Source organism: Pantoea sp. Seng (assembly GCF_009829935.1).
GTDB lineage: Bacteria > Pseudomonadota > Gammaproteobacteria > Enterobacterales > Enterobacteriaceae > Pantoea > Pantoea communis.
This window is the reverse complement of record NZ_SZZV01000019.1, coordinates 1-20,751: the sequence shown is the minus strand read 5'-3', so window position 1 is coordinate 20,751 and position 20,751 is coordinate 1. Positions and strand designations below refer to the sequence as shown.

Sequence of the window (20,751 nt, the reverse complement as noted above, 5' to 3'; positions counted from 1 at the left end):
TTAATCTAATCAGTTTTTTGCAGCGCGCAGTGTAAAGCACATTGCCTGCGCAGACTACGCCTTTGCTGTAAGTCTGGACGATAAATTTCTGCTGTGCGAGCGCGAGCCTGTGAGAAGAGGGCAAAATTCGTCAGCTCGCTAAAAATTGGTTATCATCCGCACCCACTTCCCAGCCTGGCAGTCCGATGTCCACCATTATCGATACCTTTATAGCTCCGCCGTGTTCTGAAGAGATCTCGATTCTCTATCAGGACGAGCATCTGGTATTAATCGATAAACCCACGGGGCTGCTCAGCCTTTCAGGTAAAAATCCGCAAAATCTGGATTCCGTGCATCACCGGTTGGTGAAGTTATTTCCCGGCTGCACCTTAGTGCATCGCCTCGATTTCGGGACATCCGGATTAATGGTGGTGGCGCGCAACAAAGCTATTAACGCCTTGTTGTGCCAGCAGTTTAGCCAGCGCAGCGTGACTAAAGTTTACACGGCGCTATTATGCGGGCATCTCAACCACGATGAAGGGGTGATTGACGCCGCGATAGCAAAAGACCCGGCACTGTTTCCGTTGATGTCGATTTGTGCAGAGACGGGGAAGCCTGCGCGTTCGCGCTATCAGGTAATAGAACGCTTAACTCGTGAAGGGGATAATGGCGTGTTATTGCCGGTTACGCGGGTGCAGCTATTGCCGGAGACGGGTCGCACCCATCAATTGCGTATTCACTGCCAGCAATTGGGCCATCCGATTCTTGGCTGTGATCTGTATGGCGGGTTACTGCAGCCGGGCACGGAAAAGACACCACGGCTGATGCTGCACGCCAGTGAATTACATTTTGTCCATCCCGTGAGCGGGGAGATCATCACTGCGCGTCATGCCAGCCCGTTTTGACACGGGCGGCAAGTATTACCACATCAAATCATCAGGCACTTTGAAGTCTGCATACGGATCGTCTTCATCCTGCTCTTCCTGACTCAATGCACTGTTCAATACAATGCTATCTGCATCACGCTGCGCAATTTTATCGGCTACGCTGGCGGGAATAATCGCGTATTTGCTTTCGCCACTGCTATCCGCAGCCAGGCGCGCAATTGCCAGACGGCCATTGATCAACTGTGTCTGCGTGGTTTTATCCACGGCGATTTTTTTGATTAAGTTGTTATCGGTGAAGTTGAAATCAATCGCCCCTTTGGCAACGGTGATCGCGTTCATTTCGATCAGTTGCTTAACCTGCGCTTTGTACTCTTTGGACAAAGTGGCTTGTTTCTGCTGCTCACTTAGCTGCTTATCACGCTCAATTTGCGCTTTTTTATTCTCTTCCACCGCTTCACGCGCTTCACGTGCCTGCACACGAGACTTCTTGGCAGTGCGCTGCACTTTGGCCATTTTCTTGGTGGAAACTAATCCAGCTTTGAGCATCTGCTCTTGTAAGGTGAGTTTTGTCATCTTCGTCTCTAAAATCCGTTAAAACCTGGCCGGATTATACCTGTAATGCGAAGGCTGATCACGGCGAGGTTTGAGATCCTGATGAATCGACCTATCAGCGCAGGAGTAATGCCAGCAACGCAATCAGAGCGGGGAGTGCCTGCACATAGAGAATTTTTCGACTGGCGGTCATCGCGCCGAAGATTCCGGCAATCAACACACAGATGAGGAAGAACAGAGTGACAGGCACACCGTTCTCGCCCAGCCATAACCCCCAGAGTAAACCCGCCGCCAGAAAACCGTTATAAAGGCCCTGATTGGCCGCCAGCACACGGGTTTCGCGCGCAAAGTCGACGCTGAGTTTGAAGGCTTTCCGGCCCGTTTTCGTCTCCCACAGAAACATCTCCAGCACCAGAATGTAGATATGAATCACGGCGACGAGAGCAACAAGGATATTGGCTAACACGGAATTCCTTAATTGAGCGTTCTTAAAATGTATGGAAAGTTTAAGCCAGATTAGCGCCGGTTATTTTTTCCGGAAAAAAAGATTAGCGATAGCGGTTAATATTCCAATGAATGGCATCGTGATAGCCCCCGCTCGAAAATTGTGCTGGTCTATGCGTTTTTCTTTACGGATGTCATCAAAGCGAGAAAGTGCTGCCTTTTCATCGGCCGCGCTGACTTCTTCAAACTGTTTTTCGAATCCCTGACGGGTTAACAGAGTTGCCCTCACATTGTCTGACTTTTGCAGCGCCACGATCTGGTTTCTTTTTTTATAAAAACAATATTCAGGCATTCAATATTCCTTATCAAAAGAGGTAACGGCAATTTATCAGCAGGAACGAAAAGGTACCAAGGTGTCAGAGGTTTTTTTCATGAATATGTGACTTGCGTTATTAGGCAAGTAATACCATGCGACGAGGAGGTACATTTGTTATTGAATCCGCGAAGTTCAGCGCAGATGTTTTGACGCATTCCCAGACGTGTCAGAGCAGTCGCTGACCATCTAATCGCACTGTTCGAGGTTAATCAGCATTCACTGCAGCAGCCCTGAAACAGCACGGCGAAATCAGCACACGCCTGGCGAAGGTTTTGCGCTATATTGGCAGCACTAACACCCGAATATCTCTGCGAAACAGGTAACATTGGCAATGGCTCTGATCCCGAAAAACTATGCGCGGCTGGAAAGCGGCTACCGTGAGAAAGCATTAAAAATCTATCCGTGGGTTTGTGGACGCTGCTCACGTGAATTTGTTTACTCCAATCTGCGTGAACTCACCGTGCATCATATCGATCACGATCATACTAACAACCCGGAAGATGGCAGTAACTGGGAGTTGTTGTGTCTTTTTTGTCATGATCATGAGCACTCTAAGTACACCGAAGCTGACATGTACGGCACCCGAGTGGTGGCCGGGGAAGATGCACAGAACGATGTAGAAGCAGCAACCTACAATCCCTTTGCTGATTTAAAATCGATGTTAAATAAGAAGAAATAATCCGCACTGATCATTGATGCTGCCAGCATGCCGAACAGAGGCTGGCAGCCTTTACCGTTTGATTTACTGGCGTAACTTCTCTAAAAGTTGCTCAGCCCCTTTATCAATTCCTGTCTCTGCTGCGCTAAGTGAACCAAAAGTCGCACCCACGTTCATCGCATTTGGATATTGTTCCGCTAGGTACGCCAGTAAGAGTTCATTCGATCCCGCATCTTTCACCTCCACGGCGAAATTAACGTAGCCACTCATCAAGCCACGCCCTCCACGTACCGACTGAACGATATTGTAAGGGCCGCCGGCTAAATCAAACTTTGTGAATGTACCAATCACTTGCGGTGTGGTATCGGCGCCGGTCAGGGTCAGTTTCAATTTGAGCGCAGGAGCCGCCCCAGCAGGGGGATTGGTGATGAATTTTTCCGCTAGCACGTCCTCAAACTTCTTACGCATATATTCAGCCAGTTGGCGACGTTCATCCACAGACAAGTCGTTGAATTGCGCATCATTGCCGCTGTAAATGTCGACCGGTTCAATGCTGATGCTGCGATATTTACTCCAGTCCACGGGAGCGGCATAACGGAAGGGAATGCGATCGCTGTCGTCAGAGGTATTAGGCGACATGCGTGATGCTGACGCGATACCAGCATATTTCACCGGGCTGGTAGAGGAACAACCGACAGCGGTAAATACGGCCGCTAATGCAAGGCTACGACACAACGGGTTGAACAAACGACTCATCATGAAGCTCTCCGATAGAAGTTATAAATGAACTGTACGGTTTAGTTAATATCAGTTAGCATAAATCTGTCAAGAAGAGGTTTCAGGGTGTGACATCGTGATGCGGGGGCTGAGAGGTGAGTGCAAGACGTTCGTTAGTGTCGGGTGAAAGGTTTACCGGAGACCTGGTGGAATGATGGCCGGATTAGCGGCAATTTTGCTATTACTCTTCCGCGCCATCCGCAATTTAGGCGAGATACTTCATCTCTGGCAATTAGGTATAAAACGAGGCGGGTTTTATGCCGTCAGGGTTTGGGGCGCGCGCCGCAAACCCTTATTGATGCTGCTGGTTATCGACACCATTGTGGTGGTGGCGCTTATTTGCATTCTGTCAGCCAGAATTCAGATGTTGTGAGCAGCACCTCTGAGGAACAACGAAACGGCGTTTTGCACCATAGTCGTCACCTCACTTTTGGTATAATTCGGCAACGTTCGCTGAAGGAATAATTCATCGACTTCAGCTTTTACTAACGCTGAAAATTGTTTGGCGCGTAATGCCGGGCTGCCGCCGATCAATTCCCCGCTGGCGATGTGATGCTCCATTACCGCCGTCAGGGCGTTCATACTCTCACGCACCCCGGACTCATGAAAAAGCGCGCCGATATCGGAATGGCCCGCTTCACCGACCACCATTCTGTACAACTGCAGAGCCTTCCAGTCTGATGTCAGCGCGCCCAGCATACCTTCACCAAAACGCTGTAACTTCTCACTTAACAACAGGGATTGAGTCTCCGGGTGGTTAAGTTCATCAGCCGCACGCATCAGAAAATTTGTACTAAAACATCTGACAACGGCTTCAAACAGGCTCTCTTTAGAAGCGAAGTAATTATAGAGTGTCGCCTTCGAGCAACCGGCCTGCTTTGCAACGCTATCCATTGAAGCTCGCTCATATCCTTGTTCCAGGAACACGGCTGAAGCGGCGTTGATAATGTCAGTTCTCTTTTGTTCGGTTAGCGTGCGCATCACTCTCTCCTTTGTCGGCGATAAATATTAACAAAACCGGCTGGTTCATTAAAGGAAAGAGGATAGTGGATTCGTCGTCTGGAAAATGACGAGTGAAACTTTAATTGCCACGAAGGGATGTGCGCTGCACAAGCAACACGCTGATTAAAACGATGACCAGTCCGACAAAAGCCGTACCGCTCATCACCTGAGATAGCACTATCCAACCCAGCAGCACGGCGGTGATCGGGCTGAGTAATCCGAGCGATGCCACCGCAACGCTGGGCAGGCGGCCAATTCCCCTGAACCACAACCCGTATGCCACAAATGCACCGGCCAGGGAGAGATAGGCATAAGCGGCCCACTGCGGCAGCGTCAGTGTGGGCAGTGGGGCGTCAATCAGCCACGCTGCGGGTAGCAACATTATTCCACCCAGTATCAGCTGCCAGCCGGTGAGGGCCATCACCGGCAAATCCATTTTCCAGCGGCGTGTCAGCCATACGCCTGTGGCCATACAGGTCGCGCCCAACAACGCTGCCACAATGCCGACCGGTTCGAACACTGTTTGCGGAGAGAGTAATAGCAAGGCCATCCCGACAACCCCGGCCAGCGCGGCCCATAAAGTGATTCTCGCTGGCGCCCGATGTTCAACTCCCCATGCCAGTAACATCACCAGCAGCGGTTGTATCGCGCCTAATACGGCAGCAAGCCCGCCAGGCAGTCGATAGGCAGCGACAAACAACAGCGCCTGGAAAACACCGATATTCAGCGCACTAAGAATAATGAGCCGTCCAATATCACGGCTGGCGGGTAGGCGACGAGTGAACAGCAACAATAATACCCCTGCCGGAAGTACCCGAATCAGCGCCGCCGTAAAAGGGCGATCGGGTGGCAGAAATTGTGTTGTGACGATGTAGGTCGATCCCCAGATAGCCGGGGCCAGGGCAGTCAATATCACGTCACGCCAGTACGAAAGAGAGAAAGAGGATTGCATCATTTTGCCTTTATCTTCAATTCAAGATAAAATTAGTGTGTCCACCAATTACCTTGAAGTCAAGATAAGTGAATGATCAAACTGAAACCCGATCTGATGCCGTCGATCTCATCCTTCAGCAGTGGCAGCGCGAGCGGCCAGATTTAGACTGCAGCCCGATGGGGCCGATTGGACGTCTCAAGCGTTGCACGGCGCTGATTGAACAGCGACTTGAAGAGGCCTTTGCCGAGTTTGAATTGAGCATGTGGGAGTTTGATATGCTGGCAACACTGCGCCGTGCCGGAGCACCTTATAGTTTAAGTCCTACCGAGTTGTTTTCGACGCTAATGGTCACCTCGGGCACCATGACGCATCGCTTAAAACGCCTTGAATCCAGAGGGCTGATTACCCGACAGGTAAATGCAGAGGATGCGCGAAGCATGCTGGTGCAATTAAGTCAGGACGGGCTGGCGTTAATTGACCGTGCGGTAGAAAAACACGTGGATAACGAAAGAAAAATTCTGTCTGGGCTCTCTCCTGAAGTGCTGATGGCACTGGATAGCCACCTGTCGGGTCTATTGCGATCGCTTGAAGGATCCCATCAGCGCTAATTGCCCCATTCTCACGCGTCAGCGTTGTGACGGTGTATTGGAGATTCCCCTTTCAGTCCACCGAAATTTAATTCAGGTCCGGTGCTGTGGCGTAAGTTGAGCACGCCGGATCCCTCTAACACATTCTTGCTAATCCCCGCGCCTGAACCCCCGATTTTTTGCGATCCATAACACAATCGTATCGTGATCATATTGACAACATTTCATGAGATTCAGTAAAACTTTATACATCAGGTATACATGATAAATACCCGTGAAATTCATTAAATACTTACGCTTTACACCGCTAAAAAACCCTACGTTGTACGGGCAATCCGCCAGTACAAACAATGAAAACGTGTATTGGAGTAACGGAATTGCAAAAGATCACCTCACTGCCTGCCGATGATTCGATGCCGGGTTGGTTTCATACCAGTGCCGCTCGTACGCCACGCCCGGCGCATATTGGTCAGAAAAAAACACGCTTCGCGATTGTGGGGGCGGGCTTAACGGGCCTGGCGGCTGCGCGACAATTAGCGCTGAATTTCCCCAATGATGAAGTGGTGCTGATTGAGGCGCAGGAAGTGGGATATGGATCGGCAGGACGTAACGCCGGTTTTGCCATCGATGTACCGCATGATATCGGCGCGAAGGATTATATTGGCGACGTCACCATTGCGAATAAAGTCCTCAAGCTGAATACATTAGGGCAAAACTATCTGCGTCAGATTGTGCAGGAACACGGCATCGAATGTCAGATGACCGAATCCGGTAAATATCAGGCATCAGTCGGTGAGCAGGGCACAGCGATTCTCGAAGCCTATCGTAGCGGATTGGCAAAGATCGGGCGCGAATCCGAAATGATCTCGGGTAAAGATCTGCCGGATCACATTGGCACTTCTTATTACAAGCAGGCGCTGTTTATTCCCGGCACCATCTTGTTGCAGCCTTCAGCATTGGTAAAAGGTCTGGCGGATAATCTGCCCGCGAACGTCACGCTGTACGAGTACACACCCATCACGTCGATTGACTACGGTGACAAAGTGACGTTGGTGCATGACAAAGGGAGCATCACCGCTGATACGTTGATCCTGGCTAATAACGGTTTTGCGTCGCACTTTGGTTTCCTGCAGCGCCGTTTGCTACCGACTTTCCTTTACGGCAGCCTGTCACGTCAGTTGACTGAAGAAGAGCAGGCACGATTGGGCGGCAAAGCGGTGTGGGGGGTGATTCCGGCGCATCCGTTTGGCAGCACCATTCGTCGTACAATGGATAATCGTATTCTGGTGCGTAACAGTTTTAGTTTCCACCCGGATGGACGACCGCGCGAGAAATACCTTAAGCAGTATCTGGAAAACCATCGCAAATCGTTTGAACGCCGTTTCCCAATGCTGCCGCAGGTGGATTTTGAATACACCTGGAGCGGCGCGATTTGCCTGTCGGAAAACCACGAAGGCTTCTTTGGCAAACTGGCACCGAATGTTTATGGTGCGCTGTGCTGTAACGGATTAGGCATAACGCGCGGCACGGCAACCGGCAAATTGATTGCCGATATGATCGCAGGTGAGAAGAACGAACTGATCGATTTCCTCACCCAATCACCGGGTCCAAACCGCACGCCAGCTGAGCCTTTCCTGTCGATTGGCGTGAACTCGGTGTTGAGGTGGGGCCAATACCGCGCGGGCATGGAAGTTTAAGAAGGATATCGCCGCCATCACTAATGGCGGCTTTTACCCTTGGCTGCCTACCACTTCATCTCGCCAGTATTCACTTTCGCACTCAGCTCCAGTGAACTCTCATCCGGCAAATTCGGATAGGCTTTTTTCATCGCTTCAATCACTTCTGCAGACCCTTTGTGCTGCTGAAGTGCTTTTTCAAAAGTCTGCAGATAATTAAGGGTAAATGTCACCGCACCATCGCCCGCCGGACGAGCGCCAATGTAGTGTCCTGGAATCACTACTTTCGGTTTAAGCTGCTGAATCTCTTTAAGCACGCTGCGCCACTGCTCACGGCTGGCTGGCGTTTGCGTATCTGCGGTCCAGACGTGGATGCCCGCTGCCACGGCAGTGCCACCCAGCACGGCCTTATTGGCTGGGATCCACAGATAAGCGGATTTATCCCCCGCATGGCGCAGTTCAATACGTTCACCATCCACGCTAAACGAAGTCTGATGGGTGATCTGCGGTACATAAAGTTGGGTGGGCGCACCACCCGGCATTTTCGGGCCCCAGTACGCTAACTTGGCGGCTTTGGTAGCTTCGATATGCTCAACCACCGTCGGTGCTGCGACAATTTTCACCTGAGGGAAGGCTTTGACGATGGGCTCGAGACCAAAGTAGTAGTCAGGGTCACCGGAGGTAACCAGGATTTGCGTGAGTTTTTTGCCGCTGGCTTTGATCATCTCCACCAGTTTCTCGCCGTCTTTCGGGCTGAACTGTGCATCGACCAGCAGCGCTTCGTGTGGCCCGGTAATCAGCGTTGACGATACCGGAAACACACCTTGTTCCTGCGGATTGTAAACTGCCAATTGCAATGGGGCAGCAAACGCCGGGCCAGCTGCCAGTGCGAGCACCAACGTCAGTGACTTCATCTTCATCTTATTTTCCTTTCAGTGCCAACATGGCTGGTAAGCACATCATTGTAAGGATTTTTCTGTCTGCTAGAATTCCCGCAAATAGAGATGATCAGTTTCATAAAACGATCAGATGGAGAGCAGATGGACAGAGTCACAGCCGCTTCAGTATTTAATCGCATTTGCGAACTAGGCAGCCTGAGTGCCGCAGCGCGGGCGCTGGATATCTCACGGCCAATGGTCAGCCGTTATCTGGATGAAATGGAGAAATGGGCAGGCGCACGTTTACTACACCGTTCATCACGTCGCTTGACCATTACCCCGGCCGGGGAAAAAGTGCTGGAGAAAACCCGCATGCTGGCACGGCTGGCCGATGAGATAACCGGACAGGGCGAACCGGGAGAACCGCAGGGCACATTACGCGTCGCCTGTGCGCACTCCACCGCGACCCATATTCTGGGGCCGATGATCCCGGCCTTTTTGGCGCGCTATCCATTGTTGCGAATTGAATTAGAAATCAACAATCAGCCGGTGAGCTTAGTGGGAGAGCGCATCGATGTGGCGGTGAGGATCACGGAAAATCCTGAACCGGGCGCAATTGCCCGCCTTCTTGGCGAATGTGCTTCGGTGGTGTGCGCATCACCCGATTATTTGCGCAAGCATGGCAATCCTGAAACGCCGCAGGATTTGAGCCAGCATAATTGCCTGCACTATAGCCGCTTTGCCGGGCAGAGTTGGCAGTTCAACGATGCCAATGGCGATGCACTGAGCACAGCCGTGAGCGGAAATTTCAGTGCCGGCATCTCATCGGTATTGTGCGATGCCGCCATCGCCGGATGTGGGCTGGCCATGGTGCCAGAAATGGAAGCGCGAGCCGGGATAGCAAACGGTCAGTTGCAATGTGTACTGCCGGACTTTACGCCAAAAACCCTCGGCATTTATGGATTGTATATGTCGCGTGAACGCCAACCTGCCGCGCTGCGGCTGTTTCTTGATGCGGTGCAGCAACAGCTGGCTCCATAAATGCTTTACGCATAACGTCATACAGTTGTGCTATGTCTTGAGAATCTGACACGCAAGGAGAACTCAAGATGCGCATTCCCGACTACCCTTCGCAACATAACGAACAGTGGGCTCAAGTCGATAATTACTTTGCAAACGCATTGGCAGCCGAGGATGTGGCGCTGAAAGCTGCATTAGCGCATAACGCTGCTCAGGGCTTACCGGTGCACGATGTTTCGGCATTACAGGGCAAATGGCTGGCATTGATGGTGACGATTACAGGTGCAAAGCGCGTACTGGAAATTGGCACATTAGGGGGATAAAGCACAATCTGGATGGCTCGGGCTCTACCGGAAAACGGCCAAATTATCACGCTCGAATTCAATCCCCATCACGCTGAAGTGGCCCGTCACAACCTGGCGTTGGCACGTGTTCACGATCGCGCAGAAGTGATAGTGGGCGCTGCATTGGATAGCTTGCCGATGCTGACTGCGCCGTTTGACCTGATCTTCATTGATGCCGATAAAGTCAATAATCCTCACTATCTTCACTGGGCATTGAAACTTGCTCGTGTTGGGACCGTGATCATTGCAGACAATGTGGTACGTGGAGGGGCGGTAGTCGTTGCTGATAGTGAAGATCCTAATGTCAGCGGCCTGCGTGAGTTCGTCAATATGATCAACCAGGATAATCGATTGGAAGCCACGGCACTGCAGACGGTTGGCGAAAAAGGCTGGGATGGACTGATCATGGCGGTGGTGAAAAGTTTGTAAGCGCTAAATGGGTGATAGTATCCATCGGCAAATATCACTGAACGTTAATAATGGAGTATTAACTGATGCGCCACTGGGCTACTGACTTTGTTCTCATCTTTGGTTTGATGGGAGGGAGTCACTTTGGCTTGCCAGCACAGACAGCCGGCGCTACGCAACTCGCGGGATTGATACGTGAGCCGCTCTCATTAACCATAACCTTCCCCAACGGGCAACGCGCGGTGCTGGATGCTTATGTCACACGACCAGACAAACCCGGTGTGTTTCCTGTTGCACTGATCACCCACGGCACCGATGGCAGCGAGCAGAGCGATCGCCAGCATCTCACGCCGAACCGTTTCTCAGCTGCCGCCATCACCTTTGCCCGACATGGTTATGCCGCTGTGGTGGTGATGCGACAGGGCTATGGTCAATCGACCGGCCACAACGATTATCAAGGCAACAGCTGCGCCCAGCCGCAACATGCTCTAGCAGGGAAAATGGCACGAGACGATATCCTTGCTGCACTGACGGCGATACGGGTACAGCCCTGGGCGGCAAAACATCAAGCTGTGCTGGTCGGCCAATCATCTGGCGGATTCAGCGTGCTCGCCGCCAGTGCCCTGAATCCACCGGGTGTACAGGCTATCATCAGCTTTTCAGGTGGACGCGGAGCCATGGGTGAGGGCCAGGTTTGTGATAAAACCTCACTGCTGGCGACGCTGAAATCTTATGGTCAAACCGCACGAATCCCAACACTCTGGCTTTACACTGCCAATGATCAGTCGTTTTCACCCCAGCTTGGCGAGGAGATGTTCAAGGCTTACCATCACGCAGAGGCTAAGGGTAAGCTGATCACTCTGCCGGCTTACGGTAACGATGGGCATGATTTACTGATTTCAGCACCGGAAGGATTCTGGTGGCGCAGCGTCTCGTCGTTTCTTAGCCAGCAACATTTGCCGAGCCATGGAGTCGTGTCCCTTGCTGAGGCCGAGCTTGCTGCACCGGCAGGATTAACGTCATCAGGTCTACAGGCTTTCAAACACTATCTGTCAGATCGCGGCTATGAGAAAGCGTTCGCCACCAACGGCGAAGGTGTGTGGGGCCGCGCCCACTGGGCTCGCACCCAGCAGGATGCAAACCCTGAAGCTCTGGCAAATTGCGAGCAGTATCGTGAGAAGGAAGAAGCGGCGTGCACCATTTACGCCGCTGGAGATCAACGCTCAGCGGCGAACTAACGCTCTAAGCGACAGGCGTCACCTGCATAAAGTGCATGATCGCCACCAGTGTAACGATCGACAGCACCGTGGAGATGAGGATCGCGCCAGAAGTGATTTGCGCATCGCGCCGATAATACTCAGCCAGCATAAAGGGCCGGGTGCCGGTGGGCAGTGCCGCCAGCAGAATCGCCATGTTGGTGAGATCCTGCGGCAGGTGAAACAGCCAGACGGCTAAAATCCAGGTCAGCAGCGGCTGCATCACCAGCTTGGCCACCACGACCAGGCCCACCGTGGTGAAACTCATTTTCGCCGCGGTGGGCAATTCGCTGGCTTTGGCTTTTTGTCGGCTGGCTAGAAACACCCCTAAACACACCAGCGCGCAAGGGCTGGCCGCACCGCCGAGCATTTTCATGAAGGTTTCAACGCTGCCGGGCATGGTCAAACCCGCGCTGGAGCAAGCTGCCCCCAACAGCGGTGAGATAATCAGCGGGTTCTTTAAAATGGCGCGCAGTACTTTAATCGCCAGTCGATGAAATTCACGTTCACTCTGCAAACCAATCTCGATCATCGCGATGGCAATCGCGAACAGGATACACGCCACCACAATAGTCGCCGTGGTGGTGGGGATCAGGCTGCTTTTACCAAAAATCAGTAACAACAGCGGAAAACCCAGATAACCGGTGTTGGGATAGGCGGCGGCAACGCCATCGACGCTGGCATCGGCAGTGGATTTGCCTTTGAATTTTTGACAGGCAAACACGATAACAAATGAGGCGGCGCAGGAGAGGGCAAACGCCCAGAAGAATCCCGGTTGATAAATGGTGTGCCACGGCGTGTGTGCCATGATGTCAAACAGCAGCGCAGGCAGCGCAAGCCATACCACAAATTTATTCAGTTCCGTCGCCGAGGTTGGCCCTAATACACCTAGCATGCGGCAAGCATATCCCGCCACAATTAAGCCGAAAACCGGCAAAAGAATCAGAAACGTCGCTATCATTGTGTCCTCCCAGTAAGCTGAAGGACTCTAGTGCCTTTAGTGATGCAGATCCAATAGCAAATTTGGCCGGGATTGATACGGAAAATGAATCATGCTTGATATGAAGCCGCTGCGGTACTTTATCGCGCTGGCAGAAGTGAAAAATTTCCACCGTGCCGCGGAGCGTCTGCATCTATCACAGCCGTCCTTAAGTCGTCACATCGCTGCACTGGAAAAAGCGGTGGGTACACAGCTGGTGGAACGCAATACGCGCCAGCTAATGCTGACGCCCGCCGGTGAGAGCTTCTACCAGGATGCACGTAAGATCCTCGAATCACTCCAGCAGGCGCAACAACTGGCGCGTGACACCGCCGCGGGCAAATCGGGTTTATTGCGCGTGGGTTTCACTATGTACTCTGCACATAGCGTGATCCCGGAGTATGTGCGATTGATTCGCCATCACTTCCCCAACATTGCTCTGGAGTTGGAAGAGGCGGTCACTGAAGACCTGCCGGATAAAGTGCTGGCAGGTGAAGTCGATTTAGCGGTACTGGTGGAAGGAACTGCACGCGTGGGCATGCAGACATTGACCGTGTTAACCGAGCCTTTATGTGTGGCCATGTCGCGCACACATCCTAAAGCGAGAAGTCGGAAATTGCAGATCGAAGATTTGCGCGACGATCCTTTTGTGATGACCTCCGCCAGCGCCGGGAGCCGATTAACCGCGGTAATTATGGATTATTGCCGGGCTCATGGTTTTGAACCGATGGTCAGTCTGCAGGTTCGTCTGCAACACACCATGCTTAGCCTGGTCAATGACGCTAGCTATGTGGCATTGGTGCCTTCATCTGTTCAACAACTCAAAATGGATGGCATCGTCTTCAAACCGCTGGCGGATGCGCCGCAGGTTAATCTTGCCGTTGCCTGGAGCAGCGATAACCGCAATCCCTGCCTCAACAGTTTTATAAAACTGCTGATTCAACGACACGCAGCAGTGTGAAACCTACGCCAGCCGCATAATCCTCTGCGGAGCGATAACTACAATGAATTAAATCAATAAGTTAAGATGGGTTTCCCCCGCGAGTCAGTGGCGGTTTCAGCCTGAAATCGCCACAAATTCAGCATTGTGCTGTTCAAAAAATAAGCCAATATTTACTTTATCGTTAAGCCAATTTTAATCTTCACCACGTAGAGTGCCCTCATAGTCACAACCATCAGTAAACGAAGTCAGAATTGCCGAGGCGTAACAGAACTCCTGTTAGTTGCCCGCGTCTATAGACCGTGCTGAGCTGTGTTATCCGCTGGAGAGTACCTTTGCTGCGACTATTATTTCTGTTGATGGGTGGACCGGCGCTAAGAGCGGGTTGGCCTTATGTGACCGGGCTGGGCCTGCTGTGTGCTGGTGCGAGTACCGGGATCCTGATGGATCTGTTGCAACATGGAAGTTTATCGTTCCCCTTGCATGTGTTAGGGGTATTCCTTGCGGTCGAAGGGCTGGCGGAAGCAATGAGTGCAATCTATTCGCCTGCCGGCATAGCCTGGCCACCTTTGATGAAATCTGCAGGGCTGATGCTGTTCGGCCTGTTGGTGTTCATTGCACCGCATGACAGCAGCCTCTGCTTCTCACTGGGTTTTGCCTTGATTTTTCTGCTGGATGGCGGGTTCCGTGTCATTTCATGCAGCCTGATGCGCTGTCGGCGATGGACGCGGAAATTCAGCCTCGGATGCGCGGAAATCCTGTTCAGCCTCCTGATTGCCATCCATTGGCCGCTGGCTCCGCATCTGATCGTGCCGCTGTGTTTTGCACTTCTGCTGGCGGGATGGGGCATCAATCTCTTGTTTATGGGAGCGCAAATTCATGCGCTGCCAGAGAACACCAGTGTCACCGCACTGCCTCTCTTTACCCGCAAAGGACTGCGTGCGCCGCATGGATTGAATTATGAACATCCGCCGCTGCAGGCTGGGCATACCAGTGTGCCGCTCAATGTCTACATCTGGACGCCGTTGGGTTCGGGCGATGTCGCCGGACGTCGTCCATGGTTTGACCGTTGGGTCGCAGCGATTGACCATCGCGGTAAAGTATCTACCGGCCATACATCGTTAGAGATGGGTAATGAAATCTATATCAGCCTCTACCCGGTTGATGACGTTTCACGCAGCTTGCGCGGTTTCCTGCAAACGCTGCGCGCAAAAGAGGAGTTCGACGTTGAGGGTTGTTTGCTGCCATCGCTGGAAAGTGAAATCAAAAGATGGTGCCGCCCTGATAAACGTCTGGTTCTTACGCACTACAATCAGGCAGCCTTGCGCAATTACTGGCGCGCGAATTCAACCGATACCCGCTATAACCTCACATCACGTAACTGTTCGACCAGCGTAATGCAGGCGCTGGACGTTGCTACTGAAGGCTTGTTGGGTGAACACGGTTTGAAAGGGCTTTGGGTCATCCTCAACCCCGATTTTTGGTTGTTGAGCCTGGTACGCAGCCGCGCAGAAGGCATGACGTGGACGCCAGGACTGGTGATGGATTACTGCATTTTGCTGCGCCGTGTGCTGGAAACTCAACAGCGAACCAGCCGCTATCGCAAAATCATTCATCGTTTAAGAGTCGAACTGCTCGGCGCACGCATGGTCGTGCGCAGTTTGTTACGTTGACCGTTTTTGAACAGCATTCAGGCAAAACCATTCTGTTGCAGAATGGCTCTGGCCGCTGTTGTACTGAGAAAGGCGGCAAGGGGATTAGCAGAGTGGGTGAATGTCGCCCATCCATATTCTGCCTGAATGTTGAACGGTTCCGGGATGCTCAACACCTGCAAATGCGGATGATTGATTAGACGTGGAGCATAGCTGGCGTAGCCAATAAAGAGATCTGCGTGCTGTTGGTCGATTAACCATTGTGCTGCCAGTTCGCCAGTGGGAACCGCCAGGCTATCAACACCGCCAACCAACTGACGCGCATGCTGCTTCAACCTTTCACCGCAGCCTGGATAAACCTGTTCAATATTGTCAAACAGCTGCCAGGTGTAATCGCCGGAAGGGTCGCTTAACGGTGTCGATGTTGCCAGCCGCAGGTCGTCACGATGTAAAAGTGAAAGCCAGGTATCGTTCTCAGTGACAACGTCACGATTGGCGGTCAAACATAGACTGTTAGCGGCAAATTTGCCGGTGTGTATTGCCAGACCGCGCTGTAACAGCGTGGCCGGGTGCTGAAGATTGGCGGAGGCAAAAAGATCGCAATGTTCACCTCGTTCAATCCTTTGCCGCAGTAAGCCAGCAGGACCAAAGTGGGTGTCGGTCGTCAGGCCAGACTGATGATGAAAGGTTGTCATCAGATCCGGCCAGACACCCCGCAGGCTACCGGCTGCCAGAATGTGTAGCGTTGTCATGATAGGCGGTCCGATAAAAATGCTGATACCAGCGATAAGCCTGCTGTTGCATATCAATATCGCGGAATTTTTCCGGATAGAGTTTTTTCGCCATCCAGAGCTCGCCCAAGCCGATAGCTTCTGGCATCGGATAGCCCCAGGCTTTGGCATATTCCGGCATCAGCCAGACCCGATGATGCTTCACCGCGTCAATGGTGCGCCAGCGTGGATTTTGTTGGATCTCATCCACCACTTGAGGATAGCGATCCTGGACAAAAATCACCTGAGGATTCCACGCCACAACTTGCTCCATGCTGACTTGCTTGAAACCCTGAACGGTCGATGCCGCAACGTTGTAGGCGCCCGCGTGCAACATCATCAAACCGGTGTATTTGCCAGAACCATAAGTGGTGAGGTCCGGATTGGCCATGTAAGCACGAACACGCTGTTGCTCAGTTAAACCTTGCAGACGATCGCTCACCAGTTTACGTCCGGCAAACGCCGCGGCAATCAGCTCTTTGGCCTGTTGCTGCTTATTCACCACCTCACCAATCAAGGTAATCCCTTCTTTGATGCCGAGATCGTAAGCTTGATTCTCATTTTGCATGCTGGGGTTAATCTTGCCTTGTTCCCCTGCATCGTCATGGCGTAAGGAAATAGCCAATACCGGAATGCCCAGCGCCGAAATCTGGTCAATCATCTCTTTTGGCGCGTAGTTAGTGACAAAAACCACCTGCGGATGCAGCGCCACCAATTTTTCTAAATCCACATGGGTCAGATCGCCCAGCATGGCTTTCTGTGCCAGTTCAGGCACCAGCTGCGCGTAGCCATCACCCAACTGTTGCTTCCAGTTCGCGAGGATGCCGACGATCTTATCGGTCGCGTTGAGTTGCACCAGCAGGTTCAGCGTTTGGTGCTGTAGCACCACCACGCGATCGACCTGATCGGGGATCGTCACCTGACGACCAATTTGGTCGGTCACCACACGGCTGGCGAAGGTCTTCAAAGAGGTAAAGGTGAGTAAGCCCGCCAGAATCAGGCGGTTAAGCGTTGTGTTCATGAGTCATCCCTGCAGCGTAATGCAACGGATTATATAGCGCTAATTGGCAGGCGCCTATGACTGTTTCAGTGATACGCAGTCGTCGGACGACATGGCACAGCGTCATCTGCTACAATATTGGGCCAATTGCAGCGCGATCCGCTGTCAATTTTCACCTGTCAAATCAAAACAAAAGCCATCGGGCGAATTAACCTGCATGGCGGTGGAGTAGTGGTTGTTATGTTGCACGATGTAGGAATTATTAATGTCTGGACGTTTCTGGCGGGTGCGCTGGTGATTATTCTGCTGCCCGGCCCAAACAGTTTATACGTGCTGCGTACCGGGATGAGCCGCGGTGCTAAAGCGGCGTCTAAGGCGATAGCAGGGGTGATGATGGGTGATCTGATTCTGATCTTCCTTGCCTGGGCCGGTGTCGCGACGCTGATTCGCACCAGTCCGCACATTTTTATGGTGGTGAAGTATCTGGGCGCGATGTTCCTGCTCTACTTAGGCGTAAAAATCATTCTGGGTGCATTGCGCAAGCGCGAAGGTAACCAGCCCGCTGAAGCCGTTAAAATAGAAAATTATTTCCTGCGCGCACTGCTGCTGGGCGTGACCAACCCGAAAGCCATTCTGTTCTACGTCTCCTTTTTCATCCAGTTTATTGATCCAGCAGTCACTCACACTGCGCCTGCCTTTGCAGTGCTGGGCTCGATGATTCAACTGATCAGCCTGAGCTATTACCTGATTTTGCTGATGGCGGGCAACGTGATGGTTCGCTTTCTGAAAAACCGCACTCGACTGGTAAAACTGGGGAATATGCTCACCGGCATGTTGTTCTTTGGTTTTGCTGTGCGCTTAATGAGTGCACAAAGTTAATTTTATTCCCAGCGCTAATATTCAGGAAACAGCAGGAAAACCTGCTGTTTCCGTTTTCGGGTAGCATTTAAATCATCCCCGGCTTTCTACTCCCACCAAAATTTGTTGTGACCCGCCCAGCTTTTTTCTTTTAATTTATTCGACGTTCTTAATGAGCAGGATATTGTTTGCCATAGTGCAGTGCACTATTGGTGTGCACCGTTAAGGCGCAGAAAAGATTAATGACTGCGGACACAAGCGGATATTTAACTGGCACCACTCTTGCATACCCTTGTATATACATGAGTGTATCACTTGTCGCTAACACCCCATAATCATAACAGAAGGAAATAACTATGTTTTCTCTCCATGCTGTGAAGAAATCAGTTTCTCATGTTTGCTGCTTAGGTTTATTCACACTCGCGGCACACTCTGTTTATGCAGCGGAAACAGCGCCTATCAAAATGGGGGTTGAACCCTGGTTGGGCTACGGCCAGTGGCACATAGCCTCGGCAAAGGGCCTTTTTGCCAAATCTGGGTTGAACAAGGTTGAAGTGATTAACTTCGCCGAAGATAAAGATATCAATGCGGCGCTGGCGAGTGGTCAGATTGATGCCGCCAATATCGCTACTCACACCGCTATGGGGATGATTTCCGCCGGGCTGCCGGTAAAAATCGTCCTGGTGCTGGATCAGAGCAACACGGCAGACGCCATCCTGGCGAGCAAAGAGGTCGGCAGCGTTAAGGAGCTCAAAGGCAAGCAGGTCGCATATGAAGAGGGCACCACCAGCGATATCCTGCTGCGCAGCGCGCTGGCATCGGCAGGATTATCCTTTAGTGATATTAAACCGGTGCCGATGCCTGCAGCTTCGGCTGGTAGTGCCATCCTGGCTGGAAGAGTACCCGTAGCAGTCACCTACGAGCCGTATCTCAGCGTGGCGAAGAAATCAGACCCCAGTATTAAAATGCTGTATAGCGGATCTTCCGATCCAGGTTTAATCAGTGATGTGCTGGTCGTGCGTGATGATTTTATTAAAAGCCACCCGGATGAAATAAAAGCATTAATTAAGACTTGGGGTGCGGCGCTCGATTTTTATAACGCCAATACCACTGAAGGCCGCGCCATTATTTCTAAAGCGGTGGGGGCTACACCTGAGGATTTAGATACCGCCTTTGATGGGGTTAAATATTTTACCTTGAGTGAAAACAAAGCCTATTTCTCACATGATTTCACCACTAAAACCTTCCCGCATATTTTAAAAGCGGCAACCGAGGCCGGAATTGTGACCCAACCGGTGACGCCTGCTCAAACCATTGATGCAGAGTTTGCCAATCAGCAATAAGCGTTGATAGCGCCTCTCTGCCGCACCTGTCAGCGGAGAGGCATGGAAATCAGGAGGGGGCATGAGTTCAGTTGAGTTGCAGCGGGTTAATCGTCAGGCGAAGAAAAAACGCCGTCGAAGTCACCTTTTAACCATTGGTAGAGAACCCTCACGGGCCCAATTTTTAACTATCGCGATTCTGGTGTTCGTATTCTTGATTCTGGCCTGGTGGCTGGCCACATCCTCAGGAGCAATCAAACCTATTTTTCTGCCGGGCATTGAACGCGTCTGGCATCAGATGGTGACGCTGGCACAGAACGGTACTTTGCAAAGTGATATCGCCAGCAGCCTGTATCGCATGGTGATTGCGTTCGCGATCTCCTCGGCGATGGCCATTTTCATTGGCGTTCTGGCGGGTTGCTACGGTTTGTTTAAAGCCATAGTTGAACCTCTGGTCGATTTTATTCGCTATATGCCGGTGGTGGCGTTTGTCCCTCTCACCATTTTATGGACGGGTACTGACGATATTCAGAAATTCCTCGTGATCTGGATTGGTACCTTCTTTCAGCAGGTGCTGATGATGATCGATGCCATCAAACGCGTGCCACCTGATTTCGTCGGGCTGGGTCGTACCCTTGGCTTATCCGATCGCAAAATCTTACTGCGAATTGTCATCCCCTCTGCTTTACCCGCAATTTGGGATGCATTGCGCATCAGCCTCGGTTGGGCATGGACGTGGTTAGTGCTGGCTGAATTGGTGGCTTCTACCTCAGGTTTAGGCTACCGCATTGTGGTTTCCCAACGCTATTTCCAGACCGACACCATCATCGGCTACATCCTGTTACTGGGGCTGCTGGGCCTGATTACCGACCAAATCATGCGCGCCGCTGAGCGTGTGTTATTCCGCTACAACCGGAGACGTTCCTGATGGCGAGCTTAACAATAAATAAACTGGAGAAGAGTTTCGCTCAGGGGAAATCTCGCCGCCGCGTGCTGCATGGCATCGACCTGACGCTCAATGACAACGAGTTTGTTTCGATTGTTGGGGCTTCCGGCTGCGGCAAAAGCACACTGTTATCTATTGCAGCTGGTCTGGAGGAGTTTGACAGCGGCGATGTGCTGGTAGACGGGCAACCGATTCCCGGCCCTGGGCTGGATCGCGGCGTAGTGTTCCAATCTTACACTTTGCTGCCGTGGCTGACGGCGCGCGGCAATATTGAATTTGCCCTGAAAGCCGCAGGCACACCAGCCAGCCAGTGCCGGGAAATCGCGCAGCAGCATCTGGAACTGGTGAAACTGGGTGATGCCGCCGATCGCTGGCCCAGTGAACTCTCGGGAGGGATGAAGCAGCGTGTGGCCATCGCCCGAGCGCTCTCGTATCGCCCCAAAATTCTGTTAATGGATGAGCCCTTTGGCGCGCTGGATGCCATGACGCGTCACCCGATGCAGCAG

23 protein-coding genes and 1 pseudogene are annotated in these 20,751 nt (G+C 52.0%); 14 read left to right on the top strand and 10 right to left on the bottom strand.

The window, feature by feature from the left end; all coding sequences use genetic code 11:
* Window positions 1–185 precede the first annotated feature (185 nt).
* The gene (locus tag FD737_RS18455) at window positions 186–884 is read left to right on the top strand and encodes an RluA family pseudouridine synthase (protein WP_160834223.1); all 699 of its coding nucleotides are present in this window, start codon (window positions 186–188) and stop codon (window positions 882–884) included.
* A 15-nt stretch (window positions 885–899) separates the two neighbouring features.
* On the opposite strand, the gene FD737_RS18450 is transcribed toward FD737_RS18455, so the two are convergent.
* From FD737_RS18450 to FD737_RS18440, 3 genes are all read right to left on the bottom strand, one after another.
* Complete coding sequence (locus FD737_RS18450) at window positions 900–1,439, bottom strand: DUF2058 domain-containing protein (RefSeq protein WP_160834222.1); 540 nt, start codon at window positions 1,437–1,439, stop codon at window positions 900–902.
* A gap of 94 nt (window positions 1,440–1,533) precedes the next feature.
* Window positions 1,534–1,884: a DUF1304 domain-containing protein gene (locus FD737_RS18445; protein WP_045815627.1), complete on the bottom strand. Its 351-nt coding sequence runs from the start codon at window positions 1,882–1,884 to the stop codon at window positions 1,534–1,536.
* Window positions 1,885–1,944: 60 nt separating this feature from the next.
* Window positions 1,945–2,214: a hypothetical protein gene (locus tag FD737_RS18440; protein ID WP_160834221.1), complete on the bottom strand. Its 270-nt coding sequence runs from the start codon at window positions 2,212–2,214 to the stop codon at window positions 1,945–1,947.
* 355 nt (window positions 2,215–2,569) lie between these two features.
* Between FD737_RS18440 and yajD the strand changes: the two genes are divergently transcribed.
* Window positions 2,570–2,917: an HNH nuclease YajD gene (gene yajD / locus FD737_RS18435; RefSeq protein WP_034824111.1), complete on the top strand. Its 348-nt coding sequence runs from the start codon at window positions 2,570–2,572 to the stop codon at window positions 2,915–2,917.
* 63 nt (window positions 2,918–2,980) lie between these two features.
* Here the strand turns inward: yajD and FD737_RS18430 are convergent, their stop codons facing one another.
* Complete coding sequence (locus FD737_RS18430; protein WP_160834220.1) at window positions 2,981–3,655, bottom strand: DUF3313 domain-containing protein; 675 nt, start codon at window positions 3,653–3,655, stop codon at window positions 2,981–2,983.
* Between the two features lie 169 nt (window positions 3,656–3,824).
* Between FD737_RS18430 and FD737_RS18425 the strand changes: the two genes are divergently transcribed.
* Window positions 3,825–4,046: a hypothetical protein gene (locus tag FD737_RS18425; RefSeq protein WP_160834219.1), complete on the top strand. Its 222-nt coding sequence runs from the start codon at window positions 3,825–3,827 to the stop codon at window positions 4,044–4,046.
* On the opposite strand, the gene FD737_RS18420 is transcribed toward FD737_RS18425, so the two are convergent.
* Together FD737_RS18420 and FD737_RS18415 are read right to left on the bottom strand one after the other, a co-directional pair.
* Complete coding sequence (locus FD737_RS18420; protein WP_160834218.1) at window positions 4,034–4,654, bottom strand: TetR/AcrR family transcriptional regulator; 621 nt, start codon at window positions 4,652–4,654, stop codon at window positions 4,034–4,036. The two genes, FD737_RS18425 and FD737_RS18420, sit on opposite strands and share 13 nt — an antisense overlap.
* A 100-nt stretch (window positions 4,655–4,754) precedes the next feature.
* Window positions 4,755–5,627 carry an EamA family transporter gene (locus FD737_RS18415; protein ID WP_160834217.1) on the bottom strand — a complete coding sequence of 291 codons (873 nt, stop codon included), beginning with the start codon at window positions 5,625–5,627 and terminating at the stop codon, window positions 4,755–4,757.
* A gap of 68 nt (window positions 5,628–5,695) precedes the next feature.
* Here FD737_RS18415 and FD737_RS18410 point away from each other — a divergent pair, with 68 nt between their 5' ends.
* Window positions 5,696–6,217, top strand: coding sequence for a MarR family winged helix-turn-helix transcriptional regulator (locus tag FD737_RS18410; RefSeq protein ID WP_097119103.1), 522 nt, complete (start codon window positions 5,696–5,698; stop codon window positions 6,215–6,217).
* A 356-nt stretch (window positions 6,218–6,573) separates the two neighbouring features.
* Window positions 6,574–7,893 carry an FAD-binding oxidoreductase gene (locus FD737_RS18405; RefSeq protein WP_160834216.1) on the top strand — a complete coding sequence of 440 codons (1,320 nt, stop codon included), beginning with the start codon at window positions 6,574–6,576 and terminating at the stop codon, window positions 7,891–7,893.
* Window positions 7,894–7,940: 47 nt separating this feature from the next.
* Here the strand turns inward: FD737_RS18405 and FD737_RS18400 are convergent, their stop codons facing one another.
* Window positions 7,941–8,792, bottom strand: coding sequence for a Vmh family MBL fold metallo-hydrolase (locus FD737_RS18400; protein ID WP_160834215.1), 852 nt, complete (start codon window positions 8,790–8,792; stop codon window positions 7,941–7,943).
* A gap of 120 nt (window positions 8,793–8,912) precedes the next feature.
* On the opposite strand from FD737_RS18400, the gene FD737_RS18395 reads away from it, so the two are divergent.
* From FD737_RS18395 to FD737_RS18385, 3 genes and pseudogenes are all read left to right on the top strand, one after another.
* A complete protein-coding gene (locus FD737_RS18395) occupies window positions 8,913–9,791 on the top strand; it encodes a LysR family transcriptional regulator (protein WP_160834214.1) in 879 nt (292 codons plus the stop codon).
* Between the two features lie 68 nt (window positions 9,792–9,859).
* A pseudogene (locus tag FD737_RS18390) lies at window positions 9,860–10,543 on the top strand (O-methyltransferase).
* 65 nt (window positions 10,544–10,608) lie between these two features.
* Window positions 10,609–11,760, top strand: a complete 1,152-nt coding sequence (locus FD737_RS18385) for a dienelactone hydrolase family protein (protein WP_237448824.1) — start codon at window positions 10,609–10,611, stop codon at window positions 11,758–11,760.
* A gap of 4 nt (window positions 11,761–11,764) precedes the next feature.
* Here the strand turns inward: FD737_RS18385 and FD737_RS18380 are convergent, their stop codons facing one another.
* A complete protein-coding gene (locus FD737_RS18380) occupies window positions 11,765–12,739 on the bottom strand; it encodes an AEC family transporter (protein WP_160834213.1) in 975 nt (324 codons plus the stop codon).
* Between the two features lie 91 nt (window positions 12,740–12,830).
* Here FD737_RS18380 and FD737_RS18375 point away from each other — a divergent pair, with 91 nt between their 5' ends.
* Together FD737_RS18375 and FD737_RS18370 are read left to right on the top strand one after the other, a co-directional pair.
* Window positions 12,831–13,718 carry a LysR substrate-binding domain-containing protein gene (locus tag FD737_RS18375; RefSeq protein WP_160834212.1) on the top strand — a complete coding sequence of 296 codons (888 nt, stop codon included), beginning with the start codon at window positions 12,831–12,833 and terminating at the stop codon, window positions 13,716–13,718.
* A gap of 314 nt (window positions 13,719–14,032) precedes the next feature.
* Window positions 14,033–15,370 (top strand): DUF4105 domain-containing protein, encoded by a 1,338-nt coding sequence (locus FD737_RS18370; RefSeq protein WP_160834211.1) that lies wholly within the window; start codon window positions 14,033–14,035, stop codon window positions 15,368–15,370.
* Between the two features lie 17 nt (window positions 15,371–15,387).
* Here the strand turns inward: FD737_RS18370 and FD737_RS18365 are convergent, their stop codons facing one another.
* Complete coding sequence (locus FD737_RS18365) at window positions 15,388–16,101, bottom strand: substrate-binding domain-containing protein (RefSeq protein WP_160834210.1); 714 nt, start codon at window positions 16,099–16,101, stop codon at window positions 15,388–15,390.
* Window positions 16,070–17,140, bottom strand: coding sequence for an ABC transporter substrate-binding protein (locus FD737_RS18360; protein WP_160834209.1), 1,071 nt, complete (start codon window positions 17,138–17,140; stop codon window positions 16,070–16,072). The genes FD737_RS18365 and FD737_RS18360 overlap by 32 nt, the downstream gene beginning before the upstream one ends.
* A gap of 219 nt (window positions 17,141–17,359) precedes the next feature.
* On the opposite strand from FD737_RS18360, the gene leuE reads away from it, so the two are divergent.
* From leuE to FD737_RS18340, 4 genes are all read left to right on the top strand, one after another.
* Entirely contained in the window at window positions 17,360–17,998 is a 639-nt protein-coding gene (gene leuE, locus FD737_RS18355; protein ID WP_058961387.1) for a leucine efflux protein LeuE, read from the top strand.
* A gap of 335 nt (window positions 17,999–18,333) precedes the next feature.
* Window positions 18,334–19,320: an ABC transporter substrate-binding protein gene (locus FD737_RS18350; protein ID WP_160834208.1), complete on the top strand. Its 987-nt coding sequence runs from the start codon at window positions 18,334–18,336 to the stop codon at window positions 19,318–19,320.
* 61 nt (window positions 19,321–19,381) lie between these two features.
* Window positions 19,382–20,227 carry an ABC transporter permease gene (locus tag FD737_RS18345; protein ID WP_160834207.1) on the top strand — a complete coding sequence of 282 codons (846 nt, stop codon included), beginning with the start codon at window positions 19,382–19,384 and terminating at the stop codon, window positions 20,225–20,227.
* A partial coding sequence (locus FD737_RS18340; RefSeq protein WP_160834206.1) for an ABC transporter ATP-binding protein occupies window positions 20,227–20,751 on the top strand: 525 nt, incomplete at its 3' end. The genes FD737_RS18345 and FD737_RS18340, both read left to right, overlap by 1 nt.